This is a genomic window from Paenibacillus oralis, assembly GCF_003863965.1.
GTDB lineage: Bacteria > Bacillota > Bacilli > Paenibacillales > Paenibacillaceae > Fontibacillus > Fontibacillus oralis.
On the sequence record NZ_RRCN01000001.1, the window covers coordinates 6,640,806 to 6,659,882 of the forward strand.

At 54.6% G+C, this 19,077-nt stretch carries 16 protein-coding genes; all 16 read right to left on the bottom strand.

The genetic code is table 11. From position 1 onward, the window contains the following. Positions 1 to 7: 7 nt before the first annotated feature. The 16 genes from EHV15_RS29695 to EHV15_RS29770 all read right to left on the bottom strand — a co-directional run bounded on the left by EHV15_RS29695 (position 8) and on the right by EHV15_RS29770 (position 18,870). Positions 8 to 454 (bottom strand): cell division protein SepF, encoded by a 447-nt coding sequence (locus EHV15_RS29695; RefSeq protein WP_128634427.1) that lies wholly within the window; start codon positions 452 to 454, stop codon positions 8 to 10. After that, a complete protein-coding gene (locus tag EHV15_RS29700; RefSeq protein ID WP_128634428.1) occupies positions 454 to 1,146 on the bottom strand; it encodes a YggS family pyridoxal phosphate-dependent enzyme in 693 nt (230 codons plus the stop codon). Before EHV15_RS29700 ends, EHV15_RS29695 begins: the two co-directional genes overlap by 1 nt. A gap of 8 nt (positions 1,147 to 1,154) precedes the next feature. Continuing rightward, positions 1,155 to 2,006 carry a peptidoglycan editing factor PgeF gene (gene pgeF, locus EHV15_RS29705; protein ID WP_128634429.1) on the bottom strand — a complete coding sequence of 284 codons (852 nt, stop codon included), beginning with the start codon at positions 2,004 to 2,006 and terminating at the stop codon, positions 1,155 to 1,157. A 65-nt stretch (positions 2,007 to 2,071) separates the two neighbouring features. Further along, positions 2,072 to 2,407 (bottom strand): YlmC/YmxH family sporulation protein, encoded by a 336-nt coding sequence (locus EHV15_RS29710; protein ID WP_128634430.1) that lies wholly within the window; start codon positions 2,405 to 2,407, stop codon positions 2,072 to 2,074. A 147-nt stretch (positions 2,408 to 2,554) separates the two neighbouring features. Further along, on the bottom strand, positions 2,555 to 4,504 hold the full coding sequence (locus EHV15_RS29715; RefSeq protein ID WP_128634431.1) for an FAD-binding protein: 1,950 nt from the start codon (positions 4,502 to 4,504) through the stop codon (positions 2,555 to 2,557). A 149-nt stretch (positions 4,505 to 4,653) separates the two neighbouring features. Further along, positions 4,654 to 5,466, bottom strand: coding sequence for a MerR family transcriptional regulator (locus EHV15_RS29720; protein ID WP_128634432.1), 813 nt, complete (start codon positions 5,464 to 5,466; stop codon positions 4,654 to 4,656). A gap of 151 nt (positions 5,467 to 5,617) precedes the next feature. Beyond that, the gene (sigG, locus tag EHV15_RS29725) at positions 5,618 to 6,400 is read right to left on the bottom strand and encodes an RNA polymerase sporulation sigma factor SigG (protein WP_036621413.1); all 783 of its coding nucleotides are present in this window, start codon (positions 6,398 to 6,400) and stop codon (positions 5,618 to 5,620) included. 93 nt (positions 6,401 to 6,493) lie between these two features. Beyond that, positions 6,494 to 7,216 (bottom strand): RNA polymerase sporulation sigma factor SigE, encoded by a 723-nt coding sequence (sigE, locus tag EHV15_RS29730; protein ID WP_128634433.1) that lies wholly within the window; start codon positions 7,214 to 7,216, stop codon positions 6,494 to 6,496. A 57-nt stretch (positions 7,217 to 7,273) separates the two neighbouring features. Continuing rightward, complete coding sequence (gene spoIIGA / locus EHV15_RS29735) at positions 7,274 to 8,263, bottom strand: sigma-E processing peptidase SpoIIGA (protein WP_128634434.1); 990 nt, start codon at positions 8,261 to 8,263, stop codon at positions 7,274 to 7,276. A 162-nt stretch (positions 8,264 to 8,425) separates the two neighbouring features. Next, positions 8,426 to 9,541 carry a glycoside hydrolase family 88/105 protein gene (locus EHV15_RS29740; RefSeq protein ID WP_128635608.1) on the bottom strand — a complete coding sequence of 372 codons (1,116 nt, stop codon included), beginning with the start codon at positions 9,539 to 9,541 and terminating at the stop codon, positions 8,426 to 8,428. 240 nt (positions 9,542 to 9,781) lie between these two features. After that, entirely contained in the window at positions 9,782 to 10,927 is a 1,146-nt protein-coding gene (locus EHV15_RS29745; protein ID WP_128634435.1) for an oligogalacturonate lyase family protein, read from the bottom strand. Positions 10,928 to 11,003: 76 nt separating this feature from the next. Further along, complete coding sequence (locus tag EHV15_RS29750) at positions 11,004 to 13,055, bottom strand: glycoside hydrolase family 65 (protein WP_128634436.1); 2,052 nt, start codon at positions 13,053 to 13,055, stop codon at positions 11,004 to 11,006. A gap of 201 nt (positions 13,056 to 13,256) precedes the next feature. Beyond that, positions 13,257 to 15,521, bottom strand: a complete 2,265-nt coding sequence (locus EHV15_RS29755; RefSeq protein ID WP_128634437.1) for an AraC family transcriptional regulator — start codon at positions 15,519 to 15,521, stop codon at positions 13,257 to 13,259. Beyond that, positions 15,494 to 17,029, bottom strand: coding sequence for an extracellular solute-binding protein (locus EHV15_RS29760; protein ID WP_128634438.1), 1,536 nt, complete (start codon positions 17,027 to 17,029; stop codon positions 15,494 to 15,496). The genes EHV15_RS29755 and EHV15_RS29760 overlap by 28 nt, the downstream gene beginning before the upstream one ends. 87 nt (positions 17,030 to 17,116) lie before the next feature. After that, positions 17,117 to 17,986 (bottom strand): carbohydrate ABC transporter permease, encoded by an 870-nt coding sequence (locus EHV15_RS29765; RefSeq protein WP_128634439.1) that lies wholly within the window; start codon positions 17,984 to 17,986, stop codon positions 17,117 to 17,119. After that, entirely contained in the window at positions 17,986 to 18,870 is an 885-nt protein-coding gene (locus EHV15_RS29770; protein WP_128635609.1) for an ABC transporter permease, read from the bottom strand. Before EHV15_RS29770 ends, EHV15_RS29765 begins: the two co-directional genes overlap by 1 nt. Between the last annotated feature and the right edge of the window lie 207 nt (positions 18,871 to 19,077).

Consider the following 19,077-nt stretch of genomic DNA (forward strand, 5'->3'; position numbering starts at 1 on the left):
GCTGTCATCACCTCATTCTGTTGTAATCGGAATCCTCGGCCAGCATTTCCGTGATGGATCCTTGAATCTCGACCGTATCCGGCGTGCACAGGAAAATATTGCTGCCGATTTTGGAGATGCTTCCGCTAAGCGCGTAAATCGTCCCGCTTAAAAAGTCGATAATGCGCAAGGCTTGGTCATTCCGGACCCGCTGCAAATTAACCACCACCGACCGGTGGGAGCGCAGATGGTCGGCGATTTCCTGGGCCTCGTCGTAGGAACGAGGTTCGTAAAGGATCACTTTTACGTTTTTCTGGGAGTGAATGCTGACTACGTTGCTTCCTCTTTGATTTTTACGGGGTTCAAAGCTTGGGGTTTCAATTTCGTCCTCCTGGGCGGGAAATTTTTCCCGCTCCACGATTTCTTCTTCCTCTTGAAGTCCCAGAAAATTCATGAACCGGTTCATGACTCCCATTACGTCTCTTCCCCTTTCCCTACTAAAAGAGTACCGAGGCGCACCCATGTCGCCCCTTCTTCGATCGCCACCTCAAAATCTCCCGACATCCCCATCGACAATTCCGTCAGCGGTCCCCAGAGCCCGCCCCGCGCGTTCAGCTCGTCCCGCAGCTCCCTGAGCCTCCGGAAAACCGGTCTGGCCAATTCCGGATCATCCACAATCGGCGCCATCGTCATGAGGCCGATGATTTTAACATGAGTCAGATCAGCGGTCTCCCGCAGAAAGGCGGCCGCTTCCTCCGGCGCTACTCCCTGCTTGGAGGCTTCGCCGGAAACATTGACCTGCAAAAAAGCGGAAACAGTCTGATCCAGCGCCGCCGCCCGCTTTTCCAATTCCTTGGCTAACGACAGCCGGTCCAACGAATGAACGTATTGAAATCTCCCGACGACGTCCTTCGCTTTGTTGCTTTGCAAATGGCCGATAAAATGCCATATCCCTTGTCCGCCAAGCGCTTCCCATTTGGGCACCGCCGTTTGGGGGCGATTTTCGCCGATATGAAGTATCCCTTCCTCCAACACGGAACGGGTCATGTCCGCCGATACGTATTTGGTGACGGCAACGATATTTACGTCATCGCGGTTTCTTCCGCTCCGCTTGCAGGCCGCTTGAATGCGATCTTCCACCAGTTCTATCCGTTCTTTCAGCGACAAAGAAAGGATCACCTCTCTTTCATGCCAATCCAGCTCGCCATCCTCCCCGTCACCCCGTTATGCTTGCGGTACGAGTAAAACATTTCCGGACGGCAGCTTGTACACCACGTTGTACATTCGATATGAGTCGGCAATATTCCTGCTTTTATCATAATGATTCGATTCATTTCTTTCAAGTTCAGCATTGTTTTGCCTTCGTTTTTGGACGGCGCCGAAATCGCAGTCCCTTGCATATCCGGCTCCGGGCCGGGCAGCGCCTCCCTGACTTTGCCCATCACCGCTTCGTCCACTTCATAGCAGCATCCCCCGATGCTCGGGCCGATCGCCGTCCGAATGTCGGAGCGGCGGCTGCCGAATTCGCGCTCCATCGTTTCGATCATCTTCCCGGCGATGAGCTGGACGGTGCCCTTCCAGCCGGCATGCGCCAAGCCGACGGTTTTGGTGACCGGATCGGCAAAATAGAGCGGAACGCAATCGGCATAAAAGGAAGCCAGCAGGACGTCCGGCACGTTCGTCAGCAGCCCGTCCGTCGCCTGGAACGCGCTGCTCCGGTCCAAGTGACCTTTGCCGCGGTCCTCCTGCCGAACGATGGCGATCTGCGAGCCGTGCACCTGTTCGCCGCAGGTCCAGCTCTCCGGCGGAAACCCGAGCGCCCGGGCCAGGCGCCGCCGGTTTTCCAGTACGCCCAGCGGATCGTCTCCGACATGGTACGCCAAATTCAAACTGTCATAGGGAGGTTTGCTAACGCCCCCGCCGCGTCCGGTAAAGCCGGCGCTTAGGCCCGGCATCAGCCCGCGCCAAGCCTCCAGCTCAAAACGCTCCGGCTGCTGATTTATAGCATTTCTTATAAACGGTTCCATCATCCATCTCCCTTTGATCGGTTTGCTTTCTTAAGTGTACCATAATTCGATTTGCCTTTCGCGGATCAGCCGCGCCGTTCCGTCCGGCCGTCCCGGTCGATGTACACGGTTGTTTCGTAGGGAGATTGCACCCTTGACTCCCGCAGTTCTTCCATCTTGACGAGCACGACGTCGGAGCCGATTTTCACGATATTTCTCCAGGGAATGATCAGATCGCTGCCGCCGCCGAACAATCCCATGAATTTCGTATTTACCGGTACGACGATCGCCTCGATTACGCCCTGCCGCAAATCCAGCTCCAGGTCGCTGATATGCCCCAGCCTTTTTCCGTCCACCACGTTAATGACATCCTTGGTCTGAAAATCGGATATTTTCATACTCGCTCTCACCACATTGTCCATCGTTTTACCGCCCCCGTCCCGCCTAATACTTTCCGTCCCTTTACTATATGATCCAGCTTTTCCCCTGATGCGCTTATGACAGCGGGAAAAGGGACCTTCCCGAAGTTCGCGGCGGTCCGCCCGGAAAAGTCCCTTTGCTTGCAAAGCTTATTTTGCGAGAGCGCCGGCCGCTGCGTTTTCGCCGCCGAGACGCCCCGAGGTAAACGAGTAGCCGATGCCTACGCCGTTGCCGACATAAGTATCGTTAAACAGCACGCCTTCGGATTCGAGCCCAACCGCATAAAGCCCCTTGATCGGCACCCGTTCATTATTTAGAACCTGGAATTTGGTATTGACGAGAAGGCCGCCAACCGAACCGAGATTGTTGATTTCGGCGATAATCGCGTAATAAGGTCCCTCGCCCATCGGAATCAGGTATTGTTTAGCTTTGCCGAATTCCGTGTCTGCGCCGGTTTTTGTCGCCTCAGTATAGTTGTCGAAGGCCTCCTTGAACACCTCGGCGTCCATCCCGGCGCTTTGAGCCAATTCCTCGATCGTATCGCCTTTATAACCGTCACCGTTTTTCACCATGGATTCAAATACTTGCTCCGCGTTTTTCCATGGCGTATCGAGCTTGAATTGAGCGGTGAAGTCGGCGTAAAATTCCGGCGGCATCCCCGGAAGTCCCGGAGCTTTGACGCCGTTCATCCCTTTCGCTTCCAGAGCGTCAAGCTGCGATTTCGAAACGATGACCAAATGATACGGGCCGTTAAAGGCGCTCGTATTCGCAGCGGCCACCGACGTCAATGTGGCCGCCTCGTCCCTGAATCTTGCCCCGGAAGGCCCCACGTTCATCAGCGTCGGAAGATAGCTCAGCATCAGCGGATAGCTGGCTTCAAATGAAGAATATTGCTTTTTCAGGCCGCTCGTCGCTCTCGCCAGCGTCTGATGCAGCATTTGCCCGCCGAAGTTGTCCGGAACCTTGGCGCCGGCCGCCCAGGACATTTTCAGCCCTTCCCCGATGTTCTGGCCGAGGCCGCCGTTTACGCCTTCAAAACCAAACGCTTCCTTGACCATTTCCTTGTTGCCCGCGTACCCGCCTGTCGCCATGACCACGCTTTTGGAGGAAATTTCCAGAGCGGTTCCATCGGCCTTCTCTGCTTTCACGCCGACGACCACGCCGCTCGCATCGGTCACCAGCGCTTTGGCGGTCGTTTCGGTAATGACCTGGCCGCCGTTTTTCTCTACGGACGCGGCCAGCATCTTGCGCAGCGTTTGCTCCCGCGTATCGTAAGTCGGAAGCACATGAAGCTGTTCCCCGGCAAAGTTCAGGAACGTCGTGACATAACCTTTGCTTTTCAGCCAGTCGTAAGTATCGCCGGATTTGGTGACATACTGGCGGATCGCCGCAGCATCCACACGCCAGTGGTTGTTCGCGATCCAATCGGCGATTTCTTTCTCGATATTCACTTTTACCCCGTTTTCAACCGCGGCGGACGAATTGTAAAACTTGCCCGCCCACGACAAATTGCTGGCGCCGCCGATGACGGCGGTTTTTTCCACGATGATGACCTTGGCCCCTTTATCCGCTGCCGTAACCGCGGCCGACACGCCGGATGCGCCCGCGCCAACAACGACGACATCAGCCTGCAGCTTTTCTGTTTTTCCCTCGCCGGCTTTGGCAACGCCGCCCGATTTCAGGGCCGTTAAATCCCCGCCCGCCTGCTGTACGGCCTTTTCCACGGCGGTCAATATCGCTTCGCTCGACTCGCTGGCGCCGCTGACCGCGTCCACCGCCAACGTTTGGTTTTGCAGGATTTGCTCTTTGATTTTTTCGAGCGCGGCATCACCCAGTCCTTCCGTTTCGGTTTGGCTGACGATTTGGATATCCTTGATTTGATCCGGCTGCTCCATCGTGACTTCTACTTTGACCGTTCCGTCTTTCCCCTCGGCTTCCCCCGTATACGTCCCGGCTTTAAACGAAGATTGTTCCGGCGTGGACGATGGGCCCGATTTCTGAGAATTCCCCGTTGACTCGCATCCGCTTAGCATGGAAACCACCAACGCAAGACAAACGGAAAACACAAACCATGATTTGAACCGTTTTTTGACGCTCATGATGCTACTCCCCCTATCCCATAATTCGAAGCCGCAAAAAAGTGATTATTTTCACATAACAATGCGTATTTCCGTAATCGGCCAGCTTCAAAAAAAGTCTAAACCTTGGTGCGGCACCAATGTCAACTCCTTTGGGGAGACGCTGCCTATTACAAGACCGGAATATTAACCTCCAGAAACGAACGTTTTTTCCCCTCCCGGTTTTCCGTCAGCATCAGCTTTCCGATCACGTCGCCGCAAATCGAATAGCCCTGCTCGTCCACATAGTCCAACATAAATTGCAGCGCGTTTTTCGTAAAATGATCTCCATCCGCGGATGCAATGACCGCCGAAACGCAATTGGACGCAGGGATAAATTCCAAATGATCGTGGATTTCCAGGCCAAGCTCCCCGGCATCGCCCTCCGATACCGTGATCCCCCAACTGTACTCCAGGTTATCCGTATTGTTCGCCAGGACGGCCTCCCGTTCGATGCGGAAGCAATAAAACGTATACGGGAGCATTTCCATCAAAGCGTTAACCGTTTTTTCCAATCCGCGGTTTTTCAGCAGACTGTTTTTGTCGGTTTGCTTCAAGCGGTATAAACCGGGCTTCTGTTTGAGGCTGCACCGGTAAAGGGACGCTTCGATCGATTGGATCTCCTCGTTCAGCTCGTCCAATTTATTCAGCAGCATCGTGCTTTTGCGGATCTCCTCCTTAAGCTGCTGCCGGCTGTCCTCCAGCTTCTCCGATATGGCGTATACCGAAGAATGCTTGATGAGTCCGGCCACGTCCTGCAAAGGGATTTGCAAGCTGCGGTACCAACGGCTCATCAACAAATCCCTGGCGTCCAAATCGTTAAAATACCGGTAGCTGTTGTTATGATCTTTCACCGGCCGAACGATGTCATGCTTTTCGTACAGCCGCAGCGTATCCCTCGTAATGCCTAGAAGTGAAGAAAACTCGCCGATGCAATATTTCATGCGTCCCCCTCCGTCCGTCTCAATCCGCGCTAATGCTTCATACTAATTTTACAGAAGCTTGACGATAGGAAGATATGGAGTTGTTCACAACGATCGTAAGCCAGTCTGGCGCGCAGTTCCATTAAAAAAAGGCCCCCAAGGGACCTCTCATTTACGACTTCACATGTTTCTGCATTTGTAAAATGGCGGATTTCTCAAGCCGGGATACCTGGGCTTGGGAGATGCCGATCTCATCGGCCACCTCCATTTGCGTCTTGCCTTCAAAAAAACGCATGGACAGGATCATTTTCTCGCGGCGTCCGAGCCGCTGCATCGCTTCGCGCAAAGCGATCTCCTCAATCCACGACACATCCTTGTTCTTGTCGTCGCTGATTTGATCCATGACGTAAATCGGGTCTCCCCCATCATGGTAAATCGGCTCAAACAGCGATACCGGGTCCTGGATCGCGTCCAGGGCAAACACGACATCTTCCTTTGGCAAACCAAGCGCTTCCGAGATTTCGAAAATCGTGGGCTCCCGCGAGTTTTGGTTGGTCAGGTTGTCCCGCATTTGCAGCGCTTTGTAGGCGATATCTCTGAGGCTGCGGGATACGCGGATCGGGTTGTTGTCGCGCAAGTACCGGCGGATTTCCCCGATGATCATCGGCACCGCGTAGGTGGAAAACTTCACGTTTTGCGATAAATCGAAATTATCGATGGCTTTCATGAGTCCAATGCAGCCCACCTGGAACAGGTCGTCCACATACTCCCCCCGATTGTTGAATCGCTGGATGACGCTCAGCACGAGTCTCAGATTGCCATTCACTAACTTTTCTCTGGCTGATCTTACGTGGTCCTGCTGCAATGAGTGGAACAATTCACGCATTTCCGCATTGGTTAGAACGGGCAATTTTGCGGTATCGACACCGCAAATTTCGACTTTGTTTCGGGTCATCGTGTCTTACCTCCCAAGGAGTAAACTAATGATCATTATCTCCTTGGGCTGTATTTTTATTCCTTGCATGAACCGCCCTTGAAGGCCGGGCAACTACACCATCTTATTGAATTCCTTGCGCAAGCGCTTGATGATCCTTTTTTCGAGACGGGAAATGTAGGACTGGGAAATTCCGAGCAGATCGGCCACATCCTTTTGCGTTTTCTCGTCCCCGTCCACCAGGCCGAACCGCAGCTCCATAATCATTCGCTCCCGTTCGCTCAGCTTGTCGAGCGCTTTATGCAGCAGCTTACGATCCACCTGCTCCTCGATATTGCGGTAAATCGTATCGTTCTCCGTTCCCAGCACGTCGGACAGCAGCAGCTCATTGCCGTCCCAATCGATATTGAGCGGCTCATCAAAGGAAACTTCGGTACGGATCTTGCTGTTGCGGCGCAAATACATCAGGATTTCGTTTTCGATGCAGCGCGAAGCGTACGTGGCGAGTTTAATCTTTTTCTCCGGATCAAAGGTGTTGACCGCCTTAATCAGGCCGATGGCTCCGATCGAGACCAGGTCTTCGATATTGATGCCGGTGTTTTCAAACTTTCTGGCGATGTACACGACGAGCCGCAAATTGCGTTCGATCAGCATCGCCCGGATGGCGGAGTCGCCGCTTGGCAGCCGCTGGAGCAAATACTCCTCCTCTTCGCGCGTCAATGGGGGCGGGAGCGCTTCGCTTCCGCCTATATAATAGATTTCCTCGCTTTTTAGTCCGAATATAAACAACAACCGATAGTACTGAAGCTGCAGCAACAACTTCCATTTTGCACGCATGATTTCGTTCCTCCCATACATGTTCCCGTTTTTACTGGTGAAATCCGGACCGTCCGCTTACGTCCGCGAAGCGGGGGCCAGCCCGGAGGAAATGTCCGGCGGATGATGATGCTCCGCTTCCGTACCTTCTACTAACGCAGGATGCACGATGGCCCGATAGGCCCCTTCCGATGATAAACGTCCTCCGTCCAATCCGATAAGCACCCGGGTAGAATGATAATTCCGCCCCTCCAAAGTTATGCTGACTTCGTCCGGCTTAAGCGCAAGCATAAATTGCGTTCCCTTGTTGATTCCGCGGTACGGCACCAGACGCAACCGCTCCGGCCAGGGAAAAGCCCCGGCTTCCGTCCATTCCATGATGAGGTTGTCCGCCCGCTCCTTAGCAAGCTTGCCGCGAAAAGCTGGAGGAAGCAGTTCTTCCCACAACGAAACCTCCATCACCATTACCGGCAATCGGCTGAGCGGATCGGATAACTGGTTGCCCGTATCGACCAGACCCGAACAGCGAACCTCGGAATCTTCAATACGCACCCGGACCTCTCCGACAAAAGAGGAGATTCGTTCCTGCCGATGACGCGCCGCGATGACCCGCTTAAACCACCATAACACGGCAAAAAACAGGACAAGCGTAAACAAGGCCCCAATCTTCAGCGAAAACCCCAGCCCTCCGGTCGCGGAATACCATATTCCGTTCCACAGGTCGCCATAGTCTTGGAGCAAATAATGAACGCCCAGGATCCCGCCCGCCGCCGCAAAATTAACGATGTAAAAAGCTCCCATGTTCCGCAGATAGTTTTGTAAACTGCCAAAGCCGAAGGCGATCCATAACATAGCGACAGAGAACAGGAACTTGATCAGAAACGTATACAAAAACTCAAGCTCCGGCAAAAACATCATGACGACATACATGGCTCCAACGCTAGCCGAAACGGCGATCCGCCATACTTTGATCTTCTGTTTCCGCATCCATGCCGTAACCAGCAGCAAACTTGCGTCGATCAATAGGTTCATCGCAAATAGGAGATCGATATAAACAACCAACGGCATTCACCTGCCTGGGGAGATGCTTATCAGTATAAAGAGATTGGCTTATAAAGTCTGTCTAAAATTGAAAGCAGAAACCCACTATTTTTGTCGACCTAAGGGACTTGCACGTGCATGACGCGTAAAATGAAGAACGGGGGCATGTAACTGGCTGCTGTGAGGTCTCTAAACTTTAGCCCCCTGTTTGCCCCACAGCCGTTCCATTTCCGTACTGGCCAGGAGCAACGGGGCGATCCCCATCAGCACATCGCTGACGACCGCTTCGCTCAAGTAATACGCGTACGAGCCGTCGCGGTACTTGGCTCCGCCGAGTCCGGCGCCGTGACAGATGCCATGAAGATGCACGCCCTCCCCGTCCATAGTGACAAACTGTGTCAGAACCCCTGCATACGCCCGCTCAACCGCCGATTGGGGCAGCCCCGACAGATAGCCGAGCCGAATGCCTTTGGCCAGGGCATAGGTCAACATACAGGAGCCTGACGCTTCCAGATAGTTGCCTTCACGGGCGTTGCAGTCCATCACCTGATACCACACGCCGCTGCCGGCATCCTGCACCTTCCATACCGCCTGAGCCATGCGCTCGAAGATGCCCATCACTTGTCCGCGCTGCGGGTGGTTCAGCGGAAAATGCTCCAGGGAATCAACCACAGCCATCGCATACCAGCCCATGGCGCGGCCCCATACATGCCTGGACCGCCCGATCGCAGCGTCGCACCATCGCTGCTCCCGGCTCTCATCCCAGGCATGGTGCAACAGCCCGGTTTCCGGATTGCGCGTGTACCGCTCGGCCAACAGCAACTGGCGGGCCGCTTCGTCAAACCAGCGTTCCTCTCCGAAGGTTGCCGCATATTCGGCCATAAACGGCGAAGACATATACAAACCGTCCAGCCACATTTGGAACGGGTAAATTTTCTTATGCCAATAGCCGCCCTCCTCCGTCCGCGGCTGGCCGGTCAGTTGCACCGCGAGCAGCTGCGCCGCTTTTTTGTATTTCCCGACGCCCGTTTCGCGCCATAACCTCAGCAGATTTTTCCCCATGTTGATATGATCCAGATTATAATCTTCCAGAGCATATTCACCTCCGATAAAACCATCCTCAGAGATGAATAGATCGATATGCCGCTTCACAAACTCCTGATACGCCGTGTCCTGCGCCCAGTCGCTCAACCGGCTGAGGGCCGTCAGCGCCATGCCGGCCACATAACCCCACTTGCCCGCGATATCGGAATGATAGCCGTCTTTGCTTTTCGATAGAATGGTATCGGCGATGTTCACGGACATCCGTCCAGTCCCACGATGGATCGTTTCCAACTGCACGATATTCTCTCCTTTCCGGCTTATAGAGGTTGTTCAAAAAGTCGTCTTTCCATGACGAAGCCGTTCATGTAGTGGATCAGGCGTCGAATCTTGAATTCAGCCGGGCCTTCCGTTGCTCACGTAGGTTTGCCTACGCTCCGCTACTCAGTCCCTAGCTTCATCCAACCTTCTCGGTCCTGTAAACCCAACTTTTTGAACTCGCACTTATAGCATAAACGGCGGCAACGAAGAGAAGTCCTCGGGAATCGCCGCCAGATACAGATTGGCATATCCGTTTTTGTCGCTGGTAAACAGCAGCCGCTTGCCGGCGGCGTCAAATCTCGGGTGCGCGTGCACCTTTTGCGAATGGAAACTGCAACGCAGCTCACACAGCGTCCGTGGCCCATCGTAGATACCGTTGTTTTTGCGCCATAAGCTTAACGTTCGGACCGGACCCTTGCCGTCCACAACCGCCTGCCCCAGGCCGTCCGCATAGCTGTGCCAGGTGTCGAAAGAAAATTCCGTTTCTTCCATGCCCGTATTATCATAAAGAATGCTGCCGAAAAAGTTGGTGCCATTCACGCGAAACCCGTGATACCCGATCGTTTTTCCGTCCGGGAAAAAGAATTCGTGCCCTACCTTTTCTCCCGGCTCCAGACGCTCCCGGATCTTCCACGTTTCACCCGTACGCAGGTCAAGCCCCCAGATTCGGTGGTCAACCAGATGCCAAGGCCCCTCATGACAATATGTGATCAGCCACGGTTCCGTCGGCGAAGCGTTAATGTGCGTGATGAACTGGCGCGCTTCGTAGATCATCTCGGCGCCGCCATTTGCCGCATCAATGCGCATGATCATGCTGTGGGGAGCCGCCTCCATCAACTCGCGGTGTCCGACATAGCCGTTCCCCAAATCCAACCGGATACGGTGGGAGAGGTCCTCCTGAACGCAGGTCAGCACATACCGGTTATCCGCCGATGCGCCGGCATTGCCCAAGTTATAGCCCGGCGGCGCTTCGTACAGAAACTTCTCCTCCAGCGTGGCCAGATCCAGCCGGACCAGCCGCCGGCCCGCCTTGACGATCACCGCGCTCCCGTTCGGCAAAATCCAGGCGCCAAGTTCATCGTTGTTCGGATAATCCGTCAACTGGGTCATTTCTCCGCTCTCCACGTCCATGCTGAACAAATTCGTGCTGTTGCCCCGGTCCGAGAGGAACAGCAACCGCCGTTCGCCGTCATACCAGCCGCTTTCGGTAAAATATAAATGATAGCTATGCGCCTTATAATCCGTCAGTTGAACCACTTCAACCCCCGTAAACCGATCCTGATACGTCTTGCGTTCCGAGGGCCATACCTCTCCTTTTCCCTTTCCCATGCCCCACGAGCCTCCTCATTTTCATTTTTGTTTGCCAACCCGCCCTCAATCAAGCCGGTCTTGCCGCCGCCGGCGGTTACAGCCAGGGATGCAGGCCTTCCCACCGCACTTCCCAGCTTCCGTCCTGCGGGAAACCGGGGTTCCGGCCGCTTGGACCTCCCCGCCAGCCGCTCGCCATCATGGCCACCGCCGCCAGCAGGCCGCCGTTGCCGGGCAAGTAAGCCGACAGGCCCGGGCGCTGGTAGTTATGTCCGTTCGTTAAATAGGTATTCTTGACCTCATCCATCAGCAGAAAATCCACGGCCAGGTCCGGTTCGCTGAGTCTTGCCGCCGTCATGGCGCACATCGGGAAATCCCACCCCCAAGCCGAATCCCATCTCCAGACCTCCTTAACCTTCAAAAGAGTTTGATGCATGATCTGCCGATCGATAAGCGATCCCGGCAAAACTCCCATCGCCCCGAGCATCGACGGATGGTCATGGTTTTTAGCGGTAAAGGTGTCCGGACACCGTTCATGAGCCAAGTACAGCCCGCCAGCCTGCGGCGGCTGTGCCATCGCTCCCGCCACCTCGGCCCAGCGCGGATTCGGCGCAAGCCCCAGCCGCTCCGCCCAGCGGATCGCGGTCTCCAGCCCATACTTCCAATATTCCAGCTCGAAGGGCGGATTTTTGCTGACCTGCATGGGATGGCATTCCTGTGCCGGAATCAGCGGCGGCCCCAGTTCGAACACCCCTTTTTCTTCGTTATGGCGGGCAAAAGAGACCATAAAGTCCGCCGACTCGAAGACGATCCGCCGAAACTGCTCCAGTGTCCCGCGAGTCGGCTCCGCCAGGTAGAGCAGCTCCGCCATGGCGATCGGATGCGGCTGTTGCCAAATCAACCCGGGAGCTACGGGAGACGGACAGGGTTTGCCGTCGAAGCCGACCATTTTCGGCCAGCGGGCGCCTTGATAACCCTGTGATGCGGCAAGATCGCGGGCAATAGGTAAAATGCCGTTGTACCAGCCCATACTTTTGCGAAGGTAGCTGCCGCGCCCCCATAGCGGGAAATGGGCGGCATGCCACCAGTGCATCTCCAGGTGGGATTTACCGAACCAGCTGTTATACATCAGGCCGGTCTCCTGTGGAGGCAGCGATCCGCCGCTGTGAATCGCACAGAGGAATTGCGACAGCACGACGCGCCGCTCCAACTCGAAGGCGCGCGGATCGGTGCTGCCGGCAAAGTCGATCGCGCCGCCGCTCATCCAGAAGGACTCCCAGTGACTGGCGCTGGCTTTCAGCGTCTCGGCGAACCGGTCCGTCCGAGGCGATTCCGGAGCAAATCCGACCGAAAATTCAAACGGTTCGCTTTGCGCGTCCGGTACGACCGTAAATTCATGAGCGCCGGTACGCTCCAGCCGCCCGCCATTCCACGACCATTCGACCTCATATACATCCTCGTCCATGCTTCGGCGAAGCCTGGCCCAGTTGCCGTCCGTCTTGATCAGTTCGGACTTGTGGCGATCGTCTTGATCCCAGGCCGGAAATACGGTCTTATCCCACGCCGTATGGGTCATATCCGGAGCCGGAAAGAGCAGGAATGCCTGCAGCCGGCCCTGTCTAACCAGCGGTGATTCCACACGGACCGCCAGCGTATCCATGTGCGGATGGCAAACGGTGGTGACCCGTACAGGTTCGCCCGCCACCTCGTATTCGCTGTGCAAGCATCCCGTCCACAGGTTCATCCGCTGCCGGATATTCGCCATATCCCGCGGACCGGCCTCCTGTCCGGATTCCGTCAGAAACCGGAATGAAATGCGTCCAAGCTGCAAGCGATGGGGATTTTGGCGGAGCCAATGATACGCCTCCGGCTTGCTGCCCGGATTCATGGGATACCCGACCGGACGCCCGTACGTATCGTACCGCCTAAGTTCCGCATCCTCATAGCGAAACCGGTCATGCCCCCCGCTAAAATGCCACCCCCAGTTGGACATCGTGCCAAGCGGCACCTCATATTGCTGCGGGAACGTCTGCAATCCCGTAATATCGGCGCTAAAAGCAAATTCCCCGTTGCCGACCGCAAAAGGGGACAACGGATCCCACCGGTCCAATTCCGGTTGGTGGCGTTCCACGATCTGCCGTCTGTCCATAACAACCTCCTAAAAGTTTTGTTAGCGTTGCTTCCTGAATCGGCTTCATACAAAACTTGCTTCGGAAGCATAGGCTTAGTTTTGTGAGCGTTGCTTCCTGAATCGGCTTCGTACAAAACTCGCTTCGGAAGCATAGACTTAGTTTTGTGAGCGTTGCTTCCTGAATCAACTTCGAACAAAACTTGCTTCGGAAGCATAGGCTTATTGGAATTTCATCACATCCCGATACTTGCCGGGCGTAACATCCTTAACTTTGCGAAAACTGCGGATAAAGCTGTTCTCATGCTGATAACCGACCATCCGCGCAATCTCCGCTATTTTGTAATCCGACTTCAGCAGAAGCTCGGCCGCCCGGTCCATACGAATGCGGGTGAGGTAGTTGTAGATCGTCTTCCCGGTTTCCTGCTTGAAAATCTGGCTGGCCAAGCTGCTGCTGGCCTTGATCGACTCGGCAATCTCGGGAATGCCAATCGTCTCGCCCAAATGCTGCTTCATATAATCGATCATCCGGTGACAGAGGATGAAATCCTTGCTCTCAATCCGCTTGCGAAAGCTGCGGGACACTGACCGGACCCGGTTTAGCAGCTCGCTGCGGATATCCTCCAGCTTCAGGGTAACGAATCTCGCTTCCAAGGCGCCTTCGTCCCCCGTCCCCAGCTGTCCGACCCGTTCCGCGGCCGCCTGCAAATAGGCCAGCGCCGCCGACGGGTACCCGTACCAGCCCCGAATATCTTCAATCATCCGGTGGAGATGCTCCTCGGAGCTCTTCTCGTCTCCTTGCAGGGCGGCTATAATCAGCTCCTCCAGGAGCCCGTCGACGGGAATCGGCTCCTCCACCTCATGGCCGGCAACCTCGCGGAACGAAATAACCTTCCCGTAGCCTTGATATAAACGGTACGTAAGCGCGTTTTCCGCCTCCAGGAGAGACTGTTTCAAGCGGGTGCAATCCGCTTGCGGCATGCTTAATCCCGCCGATACGCTAAGTTTAAGCAATTGGCCGGCAACGCCGATCGCTTCCATCAGTTTATTTTCCGGCGCGCCCTGGCCGTGCCTCAGTTGAAGCAGAATGGCCGTCTTGTCGTTGCCGAAGTCAGCGCAGACAATTCTCCATTCCGGCTCGAACAACTCGGCGGTAATGTTGGCCAGGGCAAACTTCAGCAGGGAGCGGTCCGATGCCGAAAACTCCCGGACGAACGACTCGTACCGGTCGATGGACAAAATGACGGCGCTTACCGGCTCATCCGTCCACTCCGCGAAATAACGGGTCCATTTCTCTTGAATGTCGCGTTTGCAGGCCAGATGGCCGATATGAATATCGTACAGAAACTTGGAGGAAGCCTCGGATATGGTCTCCCGGACAAGATGGGCGAGATGCGCGTGATTGTTCAACAGCTCGCCCGCCAGCTTTTCCAGATCAGGGCCACCCGGGCCGTTCCCGAGATCCTGGGGACCGTATGTTTTAAACAGCTGCCTTAACCGCCGAACCGGGCGAAAAGCGACGGCATTGATGTAACGGATGGTCAGAACGCCCAAAACCAAAGCGGCAAGCGACACTCCAAGAACGGCATCGCGAATTTTCCTGGACTTGGCCAAGAGGCTGTCCTGCTCTACAACAGATATATATTTCCAGCCGGTTACCGGTGATTCCAATTGGTTTACTAGCATCTTGCGGCGCTTGAAGTTCAGGTCCTTCCTTCCATTCTCCAACTTGCCCAGCGCCTGCAGAATCGCCTCATGATCGACCCGGTAATTGGAGGCCGAGTAAAGTACGCTGCCGTCTCCGTCCAGAATATAGCGAATCCGGTGGAGATTTTTGATGGAAGGAGCGTTCAGCTTGGCGAACAATTCCTCAAATTTGAGATTGACGGCCGCAATGCCCTTGAACTCGTCTTGAATCATGATTTTGCGGAACAAGGTAAGCTCCGAGCCTTTCGTACCGGCCCCCTCCGGGACTTGACGTTTCTTGATCAGCACCCGCTTTTGGCCAAATTCGCCGGCAACGCCGACCCACTCTGAATCCACGAAATTCATCTTGCTGGAACTATAGCCTTGCGGCAGCGCCACGAAGCTGTCCCGGGCCATATCGTATACATAGATGCTTTTGACGTACCGGTTGTTGTCGATCAAGGTCGTCAGCAGTTGGTATACCTGCTTAATGATGGACAAGGGCCCCTGTTTGGGGGACGTAAAAAAATCATAAACACTGCCGTTTAGCGCCACCTGGATCGCCGCCTGATCGGCTTCCCGGATCGAGTCGTCGATCATGTTCATGTCGAGCTGCAGCAGCTGGCGCTGGGGCTCGCTCAGCTCCTCCTGAAGCACCGACTTTGATACGTAGTACGAGGTCAGGCTGACCGTCAAAATGATCAGAAAAACCGATATCATCAGAATCAGTACGAGCCGCGCCCCCATATGGGCAAGATTGCTTCTTAACCATTTCACGAGGCTTTGGCCTTTTCGTACCATTCTTGAACCCGTTTCGTTACCTCGTCTCCCCCCGACTTTTTCCAGCGGTCCACGAATTCACCGAACTTATCGAGCGGCCATTCGCCGATAACGATCTTGGCCAAGTACTCCTGGAACAGCTTGTGCGACTGGATGTCCGGATATCCTTCGTACACGGTGTTCGGCAGTCCGTCGCCCGCAATGCGGCGGGCGTCCGCCGTGCTAACCGCAAAAATGTCGGACACCATTTGCTGCAGGTCTTCCGAAATGGTCTCCTTAATGCGCTCGTCCATGTCCTCCTTGGTCGTCAGATTACGCATGCCCAAACCGAGCGGCCGATTGTCCTCCTGGGGAAGCAGCACCTTTTTCCCGTTCACCACCTGATGCTGAAGCCCCTCAATGCCAAACCGGACAAATTCGGCGTTTTTCTCATCATAGAAAAAATCCAGCAACTTCAGCGCCGCCTCCGCCTTGTCCTTGGACGCGGCGGGAATCAGCCATTCCGGCTCGCCCATACTCTTTTGGGTGACGAATCCGTCGAAACCTTCCGCTTTCGGCAAAGGCATGCCGGCAATGTAAGCCTCGGGTTGCTTTTGCGCGATGGCTTGGTGGCGGGACTCCAGGTTGGCGGGGAGATGAAACCAACTGCCCACCAGATTGTTGTTAATTTTCGCCATCCACACATCGCCCTTGTTGAGGAAGGTTTCGTTATCCAACAGCTTCTCCGCATACAGCTCCCGGATGAAGCCGATGGCCGCTTTCATGTTGGGGGTGATCCCGGCATATTGAATCTGCCCTTCATAGATATCCCACTCCGGATTGCCCTCCCACATGGCTACGCCGTACATGGCGAACAGATGATCCATCCACTTGCCGAACTCCCGCCCGGTGGTCGGCAGCTCATCCTTCTCTCCGTTGCCATTGGGGTCGCCGTCCCGGAACGCTTTCAGCACCTCTTTGTAATCGCTTACCGTCTTGGGCATGTCAAGCCCCAGCTTGTCAAGCCAGTCTTTGCGGATCAGCGGCGCCCGCTCAGGCACCAGAAACACCTTGGGCACATAATAAATCCTACCGTCGGGAGAAGCGGATCTGACGATATCCCACGCTTCTTCAGGGATATTCTTCCATACATTGGGGGCGTATTTGGGCAGCAGCTCATCCAGCGCCAGCGCCCCGCCCTGTTTGATCAACGCCTGCTCAACACCGCCGACCGGCCGGAGAATATCGGGATAATCCGCCGAGGCGATCATGACATTGAGGTATTGCACCGGCTCCGAGCCCGGAGGGGAAGTGATCAACCGGTACTCCACTCCCGTTTTCTCATCCACGTATTTCACGTGCGGATTATCGCTGTCCGGCAGGGTACCCGCTCCCAAATGGCTTTTGAATACACTGACCTGAACCGGCTTGTTTTCTCCGCTTGCCTGAGGTGTTTCCTCCTGTTTGGAACAGCCGGTTAGCAGCGAAGCCGCGAATACGAACGCCAGGGAGACGGCCGCCAAAGATTGAACCAGCGAACGCTTCTTCATACTTGTATCCTCCTTTTTGGAATCTGAACTGTTATTCATATCAAGCCGGCTTGCGGCTTAATACCGGATGAAATAGCAGGTGGCCTCCTACTCTTTCAATGAACCTAACATGGCCCCTTTGACAAAATATTTCTGCAAATAAGGGTAAACCAGGATGATCGGCACGGTGGCAAACAATATCGTCGCCGCCTTCAAGGTGGTCGTATTGAAGTTATAGTCGCCCAAAAGCAGGTTGGCGGAAGCCAGTTCCTCCGGCGAGGTCAGGTAGGCGCGAAGCTTCATCTGCAGCGGCCATTTATCAGGATCGCGGATGAACAGCACAGCCCGCTGAAACGTATTCCAATAGCCTACAGCGTAGAACAGGCTGATTGTAGCCAGTACCGGCTTGGACAAAGGCAAGTAAATCCGGAACAGGATGCCCCCCTCCGTACAACCGTCTATGCGGGCCGAATCATCCAATTCTCCGGGAAGGCCCATAAAAAAGGTGCGGATGATAATCATATTGAAGGTGCTGATTAGCCCCGGCAGAATGAGGACCCACAACGAGTTCAGCAAACCGAGCTCCCGGACCGTAAGAAAAAAGGGGATCATGGGGGCGTTAAAGATCATGGTAATCACGATCCCCAGCATAATCGGCTTGCGCAGCAGAAATTCCTTGCGTGATAAGGGATATGCCAGCAGAATGGAGGCCAGCATGCTAAGCAATGTCCCGAGCACCGTGATATACAGCGTAACGCCGAAGGAGAGCCAAAGATCCGAATTATGCAAAATCTTCTCCCAGGATGCGGCGGTAAATTCCACAGGCAGCAGGAACACCCGCTTGGAGTCCGCTGCTATGGGCGAACTAAAGGACACGGCCAGCAAATTCAGGAGCGGCAACAGCATGGACAAGGAGGCGGCCGCCAGGAACAGATAGTTGAATAGCTGAAATATTTTTTCTCCATGGGTCTGTTTCATCACCATAACCCCTGTTCTGATTTTCTCGCCAGACGGTTGAATATCCATAGAAGTATAAAACCGATGACGGATTGGAATAAACCGATTGCGGTGGTGACGCTGTATTGGCCCTGCAGCACGCCGGCCCGGTAAACATAGGTTTCAATAATATCCCCTACCGCATAGGTCATGGGCGTCAACAGGTTATAAATCTGATCGAAACCGAGTTCCAGGAAATTCCCGATATTCAACAGGAACAGCGTAAGAATAGTAGGAAACAGGGTCGGCAGCGTAATGTAAAGAGTCTGCTTCCAGCGGCCCGCTCCATCCATAACCGCGGCTTCGTAAAGATTGGGATTGATGCCGGTAATCGCAGCCAGATAAATGATCGTTCCCCAGCCCGCTTCTTTCCATATGCTCGAGAGTACGACGATGGGACGAAAATAACTTTCCTCCTGCATGAACAGCACCGGCTCCAGCCCCCACCAGCCACGGATGGCGTTGACAACGCCTTTGCTTGCGAGAAGCTCGAAGACGATCCCGCCGACCACCACCCAGGAGAGGAAATGAGGTAAATAAAACAGGCTTTGCATAATTCGTTTGGCCAGCATGATGCGTAACTCATTGAGAAGCAGCGCCAGGATGATGGGGGCCGGGAAGCCGAAGACCAGCTTGTAGAAGGCGATGACGGCGGTGTTCCTCAGCACATTGTAAAAATCCTGATACGTAAAAATAAATTTGAAGTTGTCGAGTCCGACCCAGGGACTGCCCAGAATTCCGCCTAAAATCCGGTAGTCCTGAAAGGCGATGACGCTTCCCGCCAAAGGGACGTACTTGAAAATAATGAAAAAAAATATCCCCGGGAGCGCCATCGCATACAGCATCCAGTATTTTTTAACATTCATGAAAAACCCCGTCACAACTCGTTAGCCTCCTTAACTTCATTCATTGTCTTGTAAACTTTACCCCAGTTTTACACCGCCCCGGCTGAACTGTATATAGGGCAATCCCGTGCGGAATGAACCAAAACGAAGGCGGCCGCGACAACTTGAAGGTGAACAGGATTTGTTGATGACGTGGAGAATCGGTTTGTTCTTTTTATGAAAAAAACC

Coding starts and splice junctions, on each gene's coding strand:
- spoIIGA (WP_128634434.1), bottom strand. CDS start 8,263: ATGCCGTTGGTTGTTTATATCGATCTCCTATTTGCGATGAACCTATTG.
- EHV15_RS29755 (WP_128634437.1), bottom strand. CDS start 15,521: ATGGTACGAAAAGGCCAAAGCCTCGTGAAATGGTTAAGAAGCAATCTT.
- EHV15_RS29740 (WP_128635608.1), bottom strand. CDS start 9,541: ATGTCCGTGAACATCGCCGATACCATTCTATCGAAAAGCAAAGACGGC.
- EHV15_RS29765 (WP_128634439.1), bottom strand. CDS start 17,986: ATGAAACAGACCCATGGAGAAAAAATATTTCAGCTATTCAACTATCTG.
- EHV15_RS29750 (WP_128634436.1), bottom strand. CDS start 13,055: ATGGACAGACGGCAGATCGTGGAACGCCACCAACCGGAATTGGACCGG.
- EHV15_RS29710 (WP_128634430.1), bottom strand. CDS start 2,407: ATGGACAATGTGGTGAGAGCGAGTATGAAAATATCCGATTTTCAGACC.
- sigE (WP_128634433.1), bottom strand. CDS start 7,216: ATGCGTGCAAAATGGAAGTTGTTGCTGCAGCTTCAGTACTATCGGTTG.
- EHV15_RS29770 (WP_128635609.1), bottom strand. CDS start 18,870: ATGAATGTTAAAAAATACTGGATGCTGTATGCGATGGCGCTCCCGGGG.
- EHV15_RS29745 (WP_128634435.1), bottom strand. CDS start 10,927: ATGGGAAAGGGAAAAGGAGAGGTATGGCCCTCGGAACGCAAGACGTAT.
- EHV15_RS29715 (WP_128634431.1), bottom strand. CDS start 4,504: ATGAGCGTCAAAAAACGGTTCAAATCATGGTTTGTGTTTTCCGTTTGT.
- EHV15_RS29695 (WP_128634427.1), bottom strand. CDS start 454: ATGGGAGTCATGAACCGGTTCATGAATTTTCTGGGACTTCAAGAGGAA.
- sigG (WP_036621413.1), bottom strand. CDS start 6,400: ATGACCCGAAACAAAGTCGAAATTTGCGGTGTCGATACCGCAAAATTG.
- EHV15_RS29720 (WP_128634432.1), bottom strand. CDS start 5,466: ATGAAATATTGCATCGGCGAGTTTTCTTCACTTCTAGGCATTACGAGG.
- pgeF (WP_128634429.1), bottom strand. CDS start 2,006: ATGGAACCGTTTATAAGAAATGCTATAAATCAGCAGCCGGAGCGTTTT.
- EHV15_RS29760 (WP_128634438.1), bottom strand. CDS start 17,029: ATGAAGAAGCGTTCGCTGGTTCAATCTTTGGCGGCCGTCTCCCTGGCG.